The organism is Ramlibacter tataouinensis (genome assembly GCF_027941915.1).
Taxonomy (GTDB): domain Bacteria; phylum Pseudomonadota; class Gammaproteobacteria; order Burkholderiales; family Burkholderiaceae_C; genus Ramlibacter; species Ramlibacter tataouinensis_C.
Genome location: NZ_CP116009.1, coordinates 753,124 through 768,084 on the forward strand (window position 1 = coordinate 753,124; position 14,961 = coordinate 768,084).

Consider the following 14,961-nt stretch of genomic DNA (forward strand, 5'->3'; position numbering starts at 1 on the left):
CAGGCGTTGGTTGTTCGTGCGACGCATCCTACGAACGGCGACCGCCCAAGCCCCCGATCTTGCATCCGCTTGCAGCATTTGCAGATGCAGATGGGACGGTTGGGTCCGCGGCGCGGGGCTGCGCGAACGCCCTTGTCATGCCCTTTTCCATGACAAACCCGCGATGGAATCAGTCGTTTGCCCCATGTGGTGCGCAGCCGCGCCAACCACACTGTGTTGCATGTTCCCCGAACGCCGCGCGAGCCCGCGTGAGCCCCTGTCCCTGCCGATCACCCTGGCGGGCGACGGCACGGCCATGACGCGCGACATCAGCGAGCACGGTTTGTTCCTGTACGTGCCACGGGGCTCGGCCGTGGCCGAGTGGCTGTCCTTCGAATTCGCCGTTCCGCAGGTCAGGCTGAAGTTCGACGCGGTGGGCGAAGTGGTGCGCATCGAGCCGGGCATCGGTCACGTCGGCGTTGCCATCCGCCTGCACCGGCCGCGGCTCGTCGCACTCAACTGATCAGCTCGATCGCCGCAGCGCAACGCTGCAGTGCCCGGCCGGCACCCCTGAGCCAAGTACCACCTGAGCCTGACGCTTGTCCTGCCGAGATCGGGACGCACGGCTCATGCGTGCGGTCCCACCGACCCATAGATTGGACCCATCGACCCGACCGACCCGTTGCCAAGCCTCGCACGATGACCGAATTCGACGCCTTGAAGGAGCTGCTCTGGATGCTGGTGACGGATCCCGGCACCGGACCGCTGATCGGCCTGCTCGGGGTCGCCGCCGTCATCGACTGGCGGACCATGAGGATCCCCAACTGGCTCACGGTGGGTGGGATGGCGTGGGGCCTCTTCTACAACGCCGCGCATGCCACCTCGATCGGCGCCGGGCTCATGGCGAGCGCCGGGGGCCTGGCGACCGGCTTGGCCCTGCTGTTGCCGCTGTACGTGCTGCGGGTGATGGGTGCCGGCGACGTCAAGTTGATGGCGGCGGTCGGCGCCGTGGTGGGCGTGCCCGCCGTCCTGCACGCCATGCTCTGGAGCCTCGTCGCAGGCGGTGCCGCCGCGATCGGCTACGCCCTCTATCTCCGGGCCTTCGGTCGCATGGCGACCAACGTCGCTGCGATCGCGCAATCCATGGCCTTCGCCGCTCTCGTCGGCCTGCGCCCCGACCCCGCACTCACGGGGCGTGCTTCGGTCGGCAAGCTGCCCTTTGGCGTGGGTATCGCCCTGGGGACCGTTGCCTTCCTCGTTGCCCGCCAACTCGGCTACCTCTGAGCCGGAAAGGACATCCCCATGAAGAACCTCAAGGCGCTCGCGATGCTCGCACTGGCCGTGCTGATCGGCCTGGCCGCGGCGCTCTACGCGGCGCGCTGGGCTGCCCAGCGGACCCAGGTGGCAGCCAACAAGGTGGTGGTCGCCGCGGTCGACATCGAACTGGGCAGCCGGATCAACCCGCAGATGCTCACGACCGTCGAGTGGCCGGCCGGTTCCATCCCACCGGGCGCCTTCACGGACCTCGCCGAGCTTCAAGACCGGGTGGTCAAGGTCGCCATCCTGCGCGGCGACGCCATCCTGGATCGCAAGCTGGCACCACCCGGGACCAAGGGCGGCCTGTCGGCCGTCATCACCGAGGGCAAGCGCGCCATGACCGTGCGCGTCAACGACGTGGTGGGCGTCGCCGGGTTCGCGCTGCCTGGCAACTACGTGGACGTGATGATCAACGCCCAGCAGGACCGCGGCCGCGGCGATGGGCCCAACCAGGTCAGCATGACCGTCCTGCAACAGGTGCTCGTCCTCGCCGTGGCCCAGGAGGCCAGCCGCGACGACCTCAAGCCCAAGGTGGTGAGCGCCGTCACCCTCGAGGTCACGCCCGAGCAGGCCGAAAAGCTCGACCTGGCCCGCAGCGTCGGCACCCTGTCGCTCGTGCTGCGCAACCAGCTGGACAAGGACTCGGCCGGGACCAACGGCATCACGCGCGCCGAGCTGCTGGGACTCAAGGAAGTCTCCGCGCACCCCGCGCCCAAGCCCGCCGCGCCGGTGCGCACCGTCGCGCGCAGCACGCCCAAACCGGCGCCGGTCCACCGCGACTGCGTGGAAGTCATCCGCAACGCCTCCAGCTCCATGCACTGCTTCTGAAAACAAAGCATCGGCGCAGCACCTCCGGCCAGAAAACGAACCAAGAACAACGCTCAGGGAGAGAACACGATGCATCCCACTCCGTCGGCCCTCATGGCCGCCGCGCTCGCCGCCGTCGCGGCGCTTCCCGCCCCGGGCCGCGCGCAGGACTTCGACCACTGGCCGGCCGCGGCCGCCGCAACAACCGGCGCTGCGACAGCTGCCCCCGCGACGGTCGTTCCGTTCACGTCCCTGTCCCTCGCCCGCGCGGCACCAGCAACAAACCCGGAAGTGGTCGCACAGGCATCGGCTCCGGCAACCGCGCCGGCCGCTCGTCCGGCCCGCCCGGCACGCACTCAGGCGACGCCGGAACGCGGACCAGGAAGCGATACGCAGGCGGCCGCGCTGCGCCCCTGCACCACGGTCACCGTGGATCCGCCCACGCAGCTGACACTGGGCAAGTCGCAGGTGGTGCGCCTGCCCTTCCCGGTGGCCCGGCTCATCGTCGGCGGCCAGCCCGGCGGCCGTGCCGGCAGGGCCGCGGGCGCCGCGCCGGCGATGCCCGGCCAGCCGGCTCAGGCCGTCCGACCGGCCCCCGGCGCGTCCCGAAGCGGTGGCGGCAACGGCGTGGCCGAAGCCGATGTGACGCTGCTCAGCCCCACCGAGCTGTTCTTCCTCGGCCGCGAGACCGGGTCGATGAACGTGGTGCTGCAGGCCAGCGACGGCCACTGCCTCGTCAAGGACCTGGTCGTGACGGTGGACGCCGGCACCCTGCAGGCCACGCTGAAGGAGCTGATGCCCGATGAGTCCGGCATCCGCATCCGCAGCGCCGAGGACTCCCTGGTGCTGACCGGCAGCGTGCTGGATGCCGTCAAGCTGCAGCAGGTGCTGGCCCTGGCGACGTCCTATGCCGACACGAAGAAGGTCATCAACCTGCTGCAGGTGAACGCGCCCCAGCAGGTGATGCTGGAGGTGCAGATCGCCGAAGTGAGCAAGAACCTGCTGGATCGACTCGGCTCGGCATCGGCCATCACCCGCAGGACCGACGGTGGAGCCAACACCTTCTCGGTTGCCTCCAACTTCCTGAGCAACGGTGGCGGCTTGCTGCAGTTCCTGCGCAAGGGGCACACCGCGCTCAACCTGGATGGCGAGTTCACCGACGGCGTCGTACGCGTGCTGGCCGAGCCGAACATCATGGCCATCAGCGGCCAGACCGCCAGCTTTCTGTCCGGCGGGAAGATCTTCATTCCGGTGGCGCAGGACCGCGACCGCGCCGGCGTGACGATCACGCTGGAGGAGAAGGAGTTCGGGGTCGGCCTGAAGTTCACGCCCACCGTCCTGAACGGCCGCATCAACCTGAAGGTGGTCTCGGAAGTTTCCGAGCTGTCCCAGACCGGCACGCCCTTCACCACGATCGGCAACGTCACCGCCATCCTGCCCTCGATGACCACCCGTCGGGTGGACACCACGGTGCAGCTGGGCGACGGCCAGAGCTTCGTCGTCGCGGGACTGATCAAGAACAACGTCACGCAATCGCTGGACAAGTTCCCGGGCCTGGGCGACACGCCGGTCATCGGCGCGCTGTTCCGCTCGACGGAGTTCCAGAACGACAAGACCGAGCTGATGTTCGTCGTCACGCCACGCCTGGTGCGCCCGGTCACCACCCCGCTGGCCCTGCCCACCGACAACCATGTCGTGCCTTCGCGCAGCGAGGTGATCCTCAAGGGAACGGGCGAAGGGCCGGACCCCGCCCTGCGACCGGCCGCGACGCCGGCGCCGAAGCCCGGACCCGCGCCATCGTCCGGTGCCGCGCCCGCACCGCTGGTCGCGCCTCCGCCCGCAGCGCAGCCTGCCCCCGTGCGGCCGGTTTCGATGCTGGGCCGCGGCGGCCAACCCCTGACGATACCCTGACGACCGGAGAACCGACCATGCGACAACTCATTACCGTCCTGGCCGCCAGCGCCCTGCTCGCCGGCTGCGCCACTTCCAGCACGCCGAACTACGACACCCGCTTCGGCGAGGCGGTGCGCCAGGCGCGCCAGCTCCAGACGCTCAACCCCACACCATCGACGGCCTCGATGTCCGGCATGGACGGGGTGGCCGCCGCGCAGGCGGCGGAGCGCTACGTCGACTCGTTCAAGAAGCCCGAGCCGGTGGTGAACGTCATCAACATCGGTGGCCAGATCGGCGGAGGCCGCTAGCCGTGCAAGCGACCCCTGCCCCTTCAAGCCCCAGGCATTGCCGGGATCCCTGTTGCGCCGCGGAAAGGAGGACGCGCATGGATTAGCTCTTCCGTCCTCTTCCCCTGAACCCTTTTCATCACTCCTTTTTCTTCTTCGAGGTTCCTATGGAAGCTTTCATGAACATGGTTCGCGCCTTCGCCCACGACGACGACGGCGCACAGATCATCGAGTACGCGCTGATCGTCGCGGTGGTGTCGCTCGGCCTGATCCTCCTGATGATGGGCACCGGCGGCCTGGACTTCACCGGCTGGATCGGTCGCGTGAACGATTGCCTGCAGGGCGCCACCACCTGCGCGTGATCGCCACCTGAGCCCTGCGCCCGCCTGGCCAGGCGGGCGCAGTCCGATTTCGACCCCAAGCGACTTGTGGAGGAAGACAACCGTGCGAAGCATCGCCAGCCCTCGTCGTGAACGTGGCGCGGTGATCATCACCGTCGCCCTCCTCATGCTGTTCCTGCTCGGCTTCGTCGGCTTCGCCGTGGATTTCGGGCGCCTGTTCATCGTCAAGTCCGAATTGCAGACCGCCATGGACGCCTGCGCACTGTCCGCCGCGCAGGAACTCGATGGCCAGGCGGATGCCCTCACGCGCGCCACGAGTGCGGGCCTGACGGCAGCGAACCTGAACCGGGTGAACCTGCAGTCCGCCACCTGGGACGCCCAGGGCCAGTTGACCGGTGCCGGAATCAGCTTCCGCAACGGAGGCTTCGGCTTGACGACCAGCCCGTTCGCGGCCCGCTACGCCGAGTGCCAGCACACGCAGCCCGCGGTCCAGATGCTGCTGATGCATGCGATGGGCGCGTTCACCGGCGACAACGCCTTGTTCCCGAACGCGCGCAACGTCGCAGCACGAGCCGTGGCCACCCGCGCTCCCGCGCAGTCCGCCTGCCCGCTGCCGCTCGCACTGCGTCCCAAGACGGGGACGCCTCCCAATTACGGCTTCACCGTCGGTGAATGGGTTCGCCTGCTGATGTCGCCCGGCACCTCGGGCAGCGGCGAGATCGGATGGGCCAACCTGGACGGCTCGAACAACGCGGCGGAGACCCGGGCCGAGGTGCTCGGCTACTGCGGCACCGAGATCGGCGACGAACTGGGCACGCCCGGTGTCCAGGCCGCCATCGCCAGCGCCTGGAACTACCGATTCGGCCTTTATGGCGGCAGCGACACCCCTGAGATCTACAACCCCGACATGTCGGGCTACTCGTACACCGCGCTCAACTGGCCGACCCGGTTCAACGCCTTCGACGGCCCCAGGCCGCCCATGACCCCGGCCACGGCCACGTCCGAGAACTTCATCACCAAGCGGCTGGCCTATGCCAACTGCGCCGACACCGGCAACCGCGTGCGCGGCGCCAACAGCTGCGAATCCATCACGGGCCTGTCCCTCAACAGTTTCAGCCGCGTCGCCGCCGCGGGGCCGACCGCAGTCGGAGGCCACCGCACCTACGGGATCCGCAGCCGCATCGCGCCCGTGCCGGTGGTCAACGGATCGAACCAGGTGATCGATTTCGCCTGCATGTTCATGCTGCAGCCACTGACCATCCCGATGGCCGACGTCTACCTGGAGTTCCGCGGCAACGCCAGCGATCCGGGCAGCCCCTGCGTGACGGCGGGCATTCCCGGCGGCACCGCGGGTCCACTGGTGCCGGCGCTGGTGCGATGAAGGAGCGTTGCCATGACGAGCGTCCGGATGAAATCCCAATGCGGCGTCGCCATCATCGAGTTCGCGCTGGTGGTCCCGGTGCTGGTGCTGCTGTCCATGCTCGCGGTCGAATTCGGCCGGGCCATGTACCAGTACGACGCGCTCACCAAGTCGGTCCGGGACGCGGCGCGCTACCTCTCCATCCAGCTGCCCGGCGCCAACATCGCCGAGGCGCGCAACCTGGTGGTGTACGGGAACCTCGCGGGCAGCGGGTCGCCGCTGCTGCCGGGCCTGACGCCGGCGCATGTCCCGGACCCGACCTGGCAGAACGTCGGAGCGGACCCGATCATCCGCACGGTCACCATCCAGGTGAGCGGATACACATTCGACCCGCTGGTGACGACGGCGTTCGGCTTCACCTTCCCGGCGCTCACCTTCTCCGACATCCGGGCCACGATGAGGAGCCACCAATGAAGCGCGACCGCCAGACCGGAGCCACGACCATCGAGTTCGCGCTCGTGCTCATCCTCTTCCTGATGTTCATGCTCGCCATCGTCGACTTCGGCCGCATGCTGTACACATGGAACGCTGCAACTGAGGCCACGCGCGCCGGCGCGCGCTACGCCGTGGTCTGCGACAGCACGGCGAACGCGGCCGCGGTGCTCGCGCGCATGCAGGCGCTCATGCCGCAGATCGCCGAAGTCGGCGTCGACTGGACCCCGGCCGGTTGCACGACGTCCAACTGCGTCGGGGTCACGGTGACCATCGAGAACCTGGACTTCAACTGGATCTCGCCCATCCTGGGCGCATCGGGCATGGTCGTGCCGATGCCCCCCTTCAGGACATTCCTCACCCGCGAGGTCATGCGCATGGACCCGGCGAGCGAGGCGATCTGCTAGTCCCGCAAATCACAGACGGAGGTTGCATGAAGATCGCGGTGATATCGCCCAACGCCGACCACCTGGCCGGCCTCTGCAGCGCCCTGACGGCGCAGGGGCACGTGGCGGTGGCGTTCGAAGGCGGCAAGAGCCGGCTGCGCGAGGTGGTCGAGCGCGAGTCTCCCCAGCTGGTCCTGGTCGAAGGCATCTGTTGCGATCCGGCCGAGCTGTCGCACGTCGAGCAGTCGATGTCCCGGCAGCCCGGGCTGGAAGTCATCCTGCTGTGCGCCACGACCAGCCCCGAGTTCCTGATCGAGTCCATGCGCGCCGGGGTGCGCGAGGTGCTGCCCTCGCCGGTGCCGCCGGCCGAGCTGAAGGCCGCGCTGGAACGGGTCGAGGCCAGGCGCTCGGGCGCCGCGGCGCGCCGCCTCGGACAGGTGCTGGCCTTCATGTCCTGCAAGGGGGGCAGCGGAGCGACCTTCCTGGCCACGCAGCTGGGATGCCAGCTCGCGGCAAGCCGCTCCGTGCTGCTGATCGACTTGAACCTGCAGTTCGGCGATGCGCTGTCCTTCCTGCACGACGGACGCCCCGCGGCGACCCTGTCCGACCTGTCTCGCGATATCGGCCGGCTGGACGCGACCCTGCTGGCGGCTTCGACGGTCAAGGTGGCACCCAACTTCAGCGTCCTGGCCGCGCCCGAAAACCTGGGCCTTGCGGCCGAGGTGCGGCCGGAGCACGTCGACGCGGTGGTGGCCCTGGCGGCGGCCAACTACGAGTTCGTGGTCCTCGACATCGGACGCACGCTCGACACGCTGACCATCCGCGCACTCGACCGCGCCACACGCATCTACCTGGTCATGCAGTCGGCGTTGCCGGACCTGCGCAATGCCACGCGGCTGCTGGAAGCCTTCCGCACGCTGGGTTATGCCGGCGACCGCACCGAGGTGATCCTGAACCGTTACGACAAGTCGGCCGAGGTGGCCCTGGAACAGGTGCAGCGCGCCATCAGCCCCGCGCGGCTGCAGACCGTGCCCAACTCCTGGCGCGAGGTGAGCAGTTCCATCAACCACGGCACGCCGCTGGCGGCCATGGGGCGCTCCGGGCCGGTGGTGCGCCGGCTGACCGAACTCGCCTCGGCCCTCAGCCCGCGCCCCGACGCCGGCAGGGGCCTGTTCGACCGCCTGCTGAGGAGGGCTTGACGCATGGCCGCCCTCCACCCGATCACCCCGCGCGAGGGCTCGATCCTGTCCCTGCGCGAGCGGCTCAACGCGGCGCCGCCGGAAGCTGCGGCCGGCCCGGCGGCTCCGAACGACGCCGGCAGCTCGTACCGGGCCATCAAGAGCCGCATCCACCTGAAACTGCTGGAGATGTTCGACCTCACGGCGCTCGAGTCGCTGGCGCCGGAAGTGCTTCGCCAGGAGATTGCCGTGATGGTGGAGCGGCTGCTGGTGGAGGAGCAGGCGGTCGTCAACGACAGCGAGCGCAGCACCCTGATCCGTGACATCCAGCACGAGATGCTGGGCTTCGGCCCCCTGGAACTGCTGATGGCCGACCCTTCCGTGTCGGACATCCTGGTCAACTCCTGGTGCCAGGTCTACGTGGAGCGCCGCGGCCGGCTCGAGCTCACCAACGTGAGTTTCACCGACGAGAAGCACCTGCTGCGCATCATCGACAAGATCGTCTCGCTGGTGGGCCGGCGCATCGACGAGTCCAGCCCCATGGTGGACGCCCGGCTGCCCGACGGATCTCGCGTGAACGCGGTCATCCCGCCGGTGGCGATCGACGGGCCGATGATGTCGGTGCGCCGGTTCGCACACATCCCGCTGCGCATGGAGAACCTGATCGGCGAGCAGTTGCGCACGCTCACGCCGGAGATGGCGCACATGCTGCAGGGCCTGATCCGCGCCAAGGTGAACATCCTGATCTCGGGCGGCACCGGCGCCGGCAAGACCACGCTGCTGAACATCCTGTCGGGCTACATCCCGGACGTGGAGCGGGTGGTCACCATCGAGGACGCCGCCGAACTGCAGATGCAGCAGCCTCACGTCGTGCGCATGGAGACCCGGCCGCCCAACATCGAAGGCAAGGGCGAGGTCACGCAGCGCGCGCTGGTGCGCAATGCCCTGCGGATGCGGCCCGACCGCATCGTCATCGGCGAGGTGCGCGGTGCCGAGGCATTCGACATGCTGCAGGCCATGAACACCGGCCACGAGGGCTCCCTCACCACCATCCACGCCAACTCCCCGCGCGACGCCCTGGCCCGCCTGGAAAACATGGTCGGCATGGCCAACCTGAACCTGCCGCACAAGGCCGCGCGCCAGCAGATCGCGTCGGCCATCACGGTAGTCATCCAGGTGCTGCGGCTGATCGACGGCCGCCGAAAGGTCACCAGCATCCAGGAGATCACCGGCATGGAAGGCGAGGTGGTCACCATGCAGGAGATCTTCGCCTTCCGGCAGACCGGCCTCGGCAGCGACGGCAAGGTGCAGGGCCACTTCCAGGCCGTCGGGGTGCGACCCAAGTTCTGCGACCGCCTGCGGGCGTTCGGCATCGCGCTGCCCGACAGCATGTTCGACCCGACCCGGCACTACCTGTAGGAGGTGTTCGTGTTCGACTTCATCGAAGACAACTCGTTCCTGGCGCTGTCGGTGCTGGTGTTCATCGCCGTCGTGCTGCTGCTGGAGGGCCTGTGGACTCTGTGGCAGGCGCACCGCGGCGAGCAGGCGCGCCGGCTGCGCCAGCGACTGCAGCAGCTCGGCGGCCGCGCGGCGCTGGAGGCGCGATCGCGGCTGGTCAAGCAGGGCACGGTCAGTCGCATCCCGTTCCTTGAACGGCACTTGCGCAGCCTGCGCCTGACCGAGAGCATCGAACAGCACATCCAGCAGTCCGGCTTGCCGTGGACGGTTTCAGGCCTGCTGTCGTCCTCAGCCCTGGCCGCCGCGGCGAGCTGGTTCGTGCTGGGGGTGTGGCTCTACCAGCCCCTGCTGCTGACGCTGATCGGCACGGCGCTGGCGGGCGCCGCCCCCTGGGCCTGGCTGAACTGGCGCCGCTCGCGCCGGCTGGGCCGCCTGCAGCAGCAGCTGCCGGATGCGCTGGACCTGATGACCCGGGCGCTGCGCGCGGGCCATGCTTTTACCGCCAGCCTCAAGATGGCCGGCGATGAACTGCCCGACCCGATCGCCGGTGAGTTCCGCGCCGTGCATGAGGAGATCACCTTCGGTGTTTCCTTGCAGCAGGCGCTGACGCACCTGTCCGAGCGCGTTCCCGGCACCGACGTGCGCTTCTTCGTGGTCGCGGTCCTGATCCAGCGGGACTCGGGGGGCAACCTGACCGAGATCCTGTCCAACCTGAGCCGCCTGATCCGTGAACGGGCCCGCCTGATGGCCAAGGTCCGCGTGCTTTCGTCCGAGGGCCGGCTGTCGGCGTGGATCCTCACCTTGCTGCCGTTCGCATTGGGTGGCGCGCTGTACCTCGCCAACCCCAAGTTCATGGGTCCGATGGTCACCGACCCGATCGGCCAAACCATGCTGCAGTACCTGCTGGTCATGATGGCTTTCGGCGTGCTGGCGATCCGCAAGATCGTCCGCATCCGCGTCTAGGAGAGTTCCATGGTCCTGCTGTTTTCCGGGCTCATCTTCGTGGCCACCGTCCTGGCCGCTGCCGCCCTGTTCTATTGGCTGACCCCGACGCGGGCCGAGCAGCGGCTGCAGGCGATCAACGTCCTGCCCGCCTCCCCGGGCTGGACCGCCCTGGCCGTCAGGGTCGCGGGCCCCCTTGCCAAGCTGTCCTTGCCAGAGGGCGATTGGGAGCGCTCCCCATTGCGGGTCCGGTTTCTCAACGCGGGCATCCGGCACCCCGACGCGCGGCTGACGTACTTCGCCGCCAAGACGCTGCTGCCGCTGCTGCTGGCCGGAGCCACGTTCGCCGCACTCCGGGCGGCCAGCCAGTCCTACGGCGTGACCCTGCTGTTCTACGTCATGGTGGCGGCGCTGATCGGGTGCTACCTGCCCAACCTGGTGGTCGAATGGGTTGCCCGCGTGCGCCGCCGCGAGGTCTTCGAGAGCTTCCCGGATGCCACCGACCTGATGCTGGTGTGCGTGGAGGCCGGTCTCGGCCTCGACGCGGCCCTCACCAAGGTCGCGGACGAAATCCGCCGCAAGAGCCTGGCGCTCGCCGAGGAGCTGCACCTGACCAACCTGGAGATGCGCGCCGGGGCCAGCCGCGAGCAGGCCCTGCGCAACCTGGCGCTGCGCTCGGGCGTGGAGGAGATCGGGACCTTCGCCACCATGCTCACCCAGGCCGACAAGTTCGGCACCAGCATCGCCGATTCCCTGCGCGTGTTCTCGGACGAACTGCGTCACAAGCGCCAGGTGCGGGCCGAGGAGCGCGCAGCGAAGGTGCCGGTGAAGCTGCTGTTCCCGCTCGTGCTCTTCATCTTTCCGTCGATCATGATGGTGGTGCTCGGGCCGGCCATCATCCAGGTGGTCCGGACACTCGCGCCGATGCTGAGTGGGAGATAACGGTCCGGAGAGCGAGTGAACGAAAGGGGCGATTCGAGCGGCTGGATCTCTGTGCCCCAGCCGCCCTCACTCGAAGTGCACCCACTCCTCCTCCCGCAACCCCGAGAGGAACTCGAACGCCGCCTGCAGCGCTCCCTGCCGTTCGGCCCATTCGATCTGGTCGCGCAAGCGCAAGCGCTTCTGCATGGCCGAGGCGGCGGCCCAGGCGGGCCCGTCGAGCGGTGCGGGCGCGGCCCTTTGCTGGCCGTCGGCCAGGCGCGGCGGCAGCAGCCGGTGCAGGGCAGCCCAGGGGCCGGGCAGCGGGCAGGCGCGGTTGTTGCGGCGCGCCAGCAGCATCACCCGTTCGAGGTTGACGGGCGGGGATGGCGCCCGGGCCTGCCCGTCGGGCGCCGGCACCGGGGCCTGCATCGGCTGGGTGGGCGCGAACGCGCCGGCAGGCGAGGGAGCGGGTTCGGCAGCAGTGCGGCCCGGCGACACCGGCTGGCCATGCATCCGCTGCAGTTCCTGGAACATCTGCCAGGCCGAATCGCTGGATTCCTCCAGGGCCGCCGGCGCCGTGGCCCGGGTGCCGGCCACGAAGGGAGCCGGTGCAGGCGGGCGCGGCGGACGGGCGGCAGGCATGGCGGTGGCCATTATGGAGCGCGGCGGCCGGGCCTGCCTATTCCCTGCAAGGGGTCATCCCGTCAGTGCGCCTGCTCCCAGTTCGGCCCCATGCCGATCTCCGCCACCAGCGGCACCCGCAGTTCGGCCACGCCCGCCATCAAGTGCGGGATCTCGGCGCGCACCCAGTCGACTTCATCCTCCGGCACCTCGAACACCAGCTCATCGTGCACCTGCAGGATCATCTTCGTGCGCTTGCCGGCGCGATCGAGCACCTGCTGCACCTTCACCATCGACATCTTGATCAGGTCGGCCGCCGTGCCCTGCATCGGCGCGTTGATGGCAGCGCGCTCGGCGCCGGCGCGGCGCGGGCCGTTGGGCGAGTTGATCTCGGGCAGGTACAGGCGCCGGCCGAACACGGTCTCGACGTAGCCCCGGCTCTTGGCCGACAGCCGGGTCTCGTCCATGTACTGCTTGACGCCCGGGTAGCGCTGGAAGTAGCGGTCGATGTAGGCGGCGGCCGCCTTGGTCTCGATGCCCAGGTTGCGCGCCAGCCCGAAGCTGCTCATGCCGTAGATCAGGCCGAAGTTGATCACCTTGGCGTAGCGCCGCTGCTCGCCCGACACCTCGTCGGGCGCCAGGCCGAACACCTCCGCCGCGGTGGCCCGGTGCACGTCCATGTTCTCGCGGAAGGCGCGCAGCAGCGCCGGGTCCTCGCTGATGTGGGCCATGATGCGCAGCTCGATCTGGCTGTAGTCGGCGCTGGCGATGACGTGGCCCGGCGCGGCGATGAAAGCCTCGCGGATGCGCCGGCCCTCGGTGGTGCGGATCGGGATGTTCTGCAGGTTGGGGTCGTTGCTGGACAGCCGCCCGGTCACCGCCACCGCCTGCGCGTAGTGCGTGTGCACGCGCCCCGTGCGCGGGTGCACCATCAGCGGCAGCTTGTCGACGTAGGTGCCCTTGAGCTTGGACAGGCCCCGGTGCTCCAGGATCTTGGCCGGCAGCGGGTAGTCCTCGGCCAGCTTCTCCAGCACCTCCTCGTCGGTGCTGGGCGCGCCGCTGGCGGTCTTCTTGAGCACCGGCAGGCCCTGCTTGTTGAACAGGATCTCGCAGATCTGCTTGGGGCTGCCCAGGTTGAAGGGCTGGCCGGCCAGGTCGTGCGCCTCCTGTTCCAGCTTCAGGATGCGCTGGCCCAGCTCATGACCCTGGCGCGCGAGCTCCTGGCTGTCGATCAGCACACCGTTGCGCTCGATGCGGAACAGCACCTCGCTGCTGTCCATCTCCAGTTCGTAGATGAACTTCAGCTTCGGCTCGCGCTCCAGCCGGGGCCACAGCGCCAGGTGCACGTCCAGGGTCTGGTCCGAGTCCTCGCAGGAGTACTCCGCGGCCTTCTCGATGGCCACCTGCTGGAACGGGATCTGGTGCTTGCCGTTGCCGGCGATGGTCTCGTAGTCGATGCCGCTGCGGCCCAGGTGGCGCTCGGCCAGGCTGGCCAGCCCGTGCGGCTTGTGCACCTCCAGCACGTAGCTCTGCAGCATGGTGTCGTGGCGCCAGCCGCGCACCTCGACGCCATGGTTGGCGAACACGTGGCGGTCGTACTTGACGTGCTGGCCGAGCTTGGCCCGGTCCGGGTTCTCCAGCCAGGGCTTCAGGCGCGCCAGCACTTCGTCGCGCGGCAGCTGGTCGGGCGCGCCGGCGTAGCTGTGCGCCAGCGGGATGTAGGCCGCGATGCCCGGCGCAGTGGAGAACGACAAGCCGATGATCTCGGCCTTCATCTCGTCGAGCGAATTGGTCTCGGTGTCCACCGCCACCAGCTGCGCCGCTTCCAGTTGCGGCAGCAGCGCGTCGAACTGCGCCCACGTGAGCACGGTCTCGTACTGCAGGTTGGTCGCCCGCGACAGGCCCGAGAGGTCCGGCTCCTGGAACAGCGGGCCGGGCGGCGGCGCTTCGGCCCGGCCCTTGTGTTCCTTGATCTGCTCGGGCGGCACGTCGTGGCTCTCGAGCTGCTTGACCAGCCCCTTGAAGCCGTACTGCTCGTAGAAGGCCTTGAGCCGGGCGGTGTCCTGGCCGCCGATGACGATCTCCTCCAGCGAGGGAATGCCGGGGATGTGTTCGGCCAGGTCGCAGTCCTTCTTGATCGTCAGCAGCTCGCGGCCCTTGGGCAGCCAGTCCAGCGCCTTGCGCAGGTTCTCGCCCACCGCGCCCTTGACTTCGCCGGCCCGCGCGATCAGCTGTTCGAGCGAACCGTACTCCTGCAGCAGCTTGACGGCCGTCTTGGGCCCGACCTTCTCGACGCCGGGCACGTTGTCCACCGTGTCGCCCACCAGCGCCTGGTAATCCACCATCAGCCGCGGCGGCACGCCGAACTCCGCCTCGACGCCCGCCAGATCGCGCACCCTGTCGTTCATGGTGTCGATCACCGTGACGTGCTCGTCCACCAGCTGGCTCAGGTCCTTGTCGCCGGACGAGATCACGGTGCGGATGCCGCGCTCGCTGGCCAGGCAGGCCAGCGTGCCGATCACGTCGTCGGCTTCCACGCCCGGCACGTGCAGCACCTTCCAGCCGAGCAGGCGCACCACCTCGTGGATGGGCGGAATCTGGGCTCGCAGGTCGTCCGGCATCGGCGACCGGTTGGCCTTGTAGTCGGGGTACAGGTCGTCGCGGAAGGTCTTGCCGGGCGCGTCGAAGATGCAGGCGGCGTAGTCGGCGCGCACGTCCTTGCGCAGCTTCTGCAGCATGTTGATCATGCCGCGGATGGCGCCGGTCGCCGGGCTGCCGGGGTCGCCCGGCACCGCCCGCAGGTCGGGCATGGCGTGGTAGGCGCGGTACAGGTAGCTGGAGCCGTCCACCAGCAGCAGGGTTTTTCGGGGGGTGTCGGCGGCGGCGTCGGTCATCCGGCGATTGTGCCGAAGCGCAGGCCACGCGCCGCCCGGTCGCTCGAGGCGCGTTGCGCTGCAATTCCCGCCTCCGGGGACTGGC

Annotated in this window: 15 protein-coding genes; 13 read left to right on the forward strand and 2 right to left on the reverse strand. The window is 69.0% G+C overall.

Annotated elements, in window-relative coordinates; translation table 11 throughout:
- Window positions 1–220: 220 nt before the first annotated feature.
- The 13 genes from PE066_RS03400 (at window position 221) to PE066_RS03460 (ending at window position 11,382) form a co-directional block, all read left to right on the forward strand.
- Window positions 221–502, forward strand: coding sequence for a PilZ domain-containing protein (locus PE066_RS03400; protein WP_271235159.1), 282 nt, complete (start codon window positions 221–223; stop codon window positions 500–502).
- A 176-nt stretch (window positions 503–678) separates the two neighbouring features.
- A complete protein-coding gene (locus PE066_RS03405; RefSeq protein ID WP_271235160.1) occupies window positions 679–1,263 on the forward strand; it encodes a prepilin peptidase in 585 nt (194 codons plus the stop codon).
- 18 nt (window positions 1,264–1,281) lie between these two features.
- Window positions 1,282–2,124 (forward strand): Flp pilus assembly protein CpaB, encoded by an 843-nt coding sequence (gene cpaB, locus PE066_RS03410; RefSeq protein WP_271235161.1) that lies wholly within the window; start codon window positions 1,282–1,284, stop codon window positions 2,122–2,124.
- Window positions 2,125–2,532: 408 nt separating this feature from the next.
- Complete coding sequence (locus tag PE066_RS03415) at window positions 2,533–4,014, forward strand: type II and III secretion system protein family protein (RefSeq protein WP_271235162.1); 1,482 nt, start codon at window positions 2,533–2,535, stop codon at window positions 4,012–4,014.
- Window positions 4,015–4,031: 17 nt separating this feature from the next.
- Complete coding sequence (locus tag PE066_RS03420; RefSeq protein WP_271235163.1) at window positions 4,032–4,304, forward strand: hypothetical protein; 273 nt, start codon at window positions 4,032–4,034, stop codon at window positions 4,302–4,304.
- A gap of 158 nt (window positions 4,305–4,462) precedes the next feature.
- Entirely contained in the window at window positions 4,463–4,645 is a 183-nt protein-coding gene (locus PE066_RS03425; protein WP_271235164.1) for a Flp family type IVb pilin, read from the forward strand.
- An 82-nt stretch (window positions 4,646–4,727) separates the two neighbouring features.
- The gene (locus tag PE066_RS03430; RefSeq protein WP_271235165.1) at window positions 4,728–6,005 is read left to right on the forward strand and encodes a pilus assembly protein TadG-related protein; all 1,278 of its coding nucleotides are present in this window, start codon (window positions 4,728–4,730) and stop codon (window positions 6,003–6,005) included.
- A gap of 12 nt (window positions 6,006–6,017) precedes the next feature.
- The gene (locus PE066_RS03435; protein WP_271235166.1) at window positions 6,018–6,458 is read left to right on the forward strand and encodes a TadE/TadG family type IV pilus assembly protein; all 441 of its coding nucleotides are present in this window, start codon (window positions 6,018–6,020) and stop codon (window positions 6,456–6,458) included.
- The gene (locus PE066_RS03440) at window positions 6,455–6,883 is read left to right on the forward strand and encodes a TadE/TadG family type IV pilus assembly protein (protein ID WP_271235167.1); all 429 of its coding nucleotides are present in this window, start codon (window positions 6,455–6,457) and stop codon (window positions 6,881–6,883) included. The genes PE066_RS03435 and PE066_RS03440 overlap by 4 nt, the downstream gene beginning before the upstream one ends.
- Window positions 6,884–6,909: 26 nt before the next feature.
- A complete protein-coding gene (locus PE066_RS03445) occupies window positions 6,910–8,061 on the forward strand; it encodes an AAA family ATPase (protein ID WP_271235168.1) in 1,152 nt (383 codons plus the stop codon).
- Between the two features lie 45 nt (window positions 8,062–8,106).
- Window positions 8,107–9,459, forward strand: a complete 1,353-nt coding sequence (locus tag PE066_RS03450; RefSeq protein ID WP_271236495.1) for a CpaF family protein — start codon at window positions 8,107–8,109, stop codon at window positions 9,457–9,459.
- 9 nt (window positions 9,460–9,468) lie between these two features.
- A complete protein-coding gene (locus PE066_RS03455) occupies window positions 9,469–10,461 on the forward strand; it encodes a type II secretion system F family protein (RefSeq protein ID WP_271235169.1) in 993 nt (330 codons plus the stop codon).
- Between the two features lie 9 nt (window positions 10,462–10,470).
- Window positions 10,471–11,382, forward strand: coding sequence for a type II secretion system F family protein (locus PE066_RS03460; protein ID WP_271235170.1), 912 nt, complete (start codon window positions 10,471–10,473; stop codon window positions 11,380–11,382).
- 66 nt (window positions 11,383–11,448) lie between these two features.
- On the opposite strand, the gene PE066_RS03465 is transcribed toward PE066_RS03460, so the two are convergent.
- Window positions 11,449–12,003 carry a hypothetical protein gene (locus PE066_RS03465; RefSeq protein WP_271235171.1) on the reverse strand — a complete coding sequence of 185 codons (555 nt, stop codon included), beginning with the start codon at window positions 12,001–12,003 and terminating at the stop codon, window positions 11,449–11,451.
- A 62-nt stretch (window positions 12,004–12,065) separates the two neighbouring features.
- Complete coding sequence (gene polA, locus PE066_RS03470) at window positions 12,066–14,876, reverse strand: DNA polymerase I (RefSeq protein WP_271235172.1); 2,811 nt, start codon at window positions 14,874–14,876, stop codon at window positions 12,066–12,068.
- Between the last annotated feature and the right edge of the window lie 85 nt (window positions 14,877–14,961).

Bases quoted from the DNA above. Each gene is read 5' to 3' on its own strand.
- PE066_RS03400 (WP_271235159.1), top strand. From the start codon at position 221: ATGTTCCCCGAACGCCGCGCGAGCCCGCGTGAGCCCCTGTCCCTGCCG.
- PE066_RS03405 (WP_271235160.1), top strand. From the start codon at position 679: ATGACCGAATTCGACGCCTTGAAGGAGCTGCTCTGGATGCTGGTGACG.
- cpaB (WP_271235161.1), top strand. From the start codon at position 1,282: ATGAAGAACCTCAAGGCGCTCGCGATGCTCGCACTGGCCGTGCTGATC.
- PE066_RS03420 (WP_271235163.1), top strand. From the start codon at position 4,032: ATGCGACAACTCATTACCGTCCTGGCCGCCAGCGCCCTGCTCGCCGGC.
- PE066_RS03425 (WP_271235164.1), top strand. From the start codon at position 4,463: ATGAACATGGTTCGCGCCTTCGCCCACGACGACGACGGCGCACAGATC.
- PE066_RS03435 (WP_271235166.1), top strand. From the start codon at position 6,018: ATGACGAGCGTCCGGATGAAATCCCAATGCGGCGTCGCCATCATCGAG.
- PE066_RS03440 (WP_271235167.1), top strand. From the start codon at position 6,455: ATGAAGCGCGACCGCCAGACCGGAGCCACGACCATCGAGTTCGCGCTC.
- PE066_RS03445 (WP_271235168.1), top strand. From the start codon at position 6,910: ATGAAGATCGCGGTGATATCGCCCAACGCCGACCACCTGGCCGGCCTC.
- PE066_RS03460 (WP_271235170.1), top strand. From the start codon at position 10,471: ATGGTCCTGCTGTTTTCCGGGCTCATCTTCGTGGCCACCGTCCTGGCC.
- PE066_RS03465 (WP_271235171.1), bottom strand. From the start codon at position 12,003: ATGCCTGCCGCCCGTCCGCCGCGCCCGCCTGCACCGGCTCCCTTCGTG.
- polA (WP_271235172.1), bottom strand. From the start codon at position 14,876: ATGACCGACGCCGCCGCCGACACCCCCCGAAAAACCCTGCTGCTGGTG.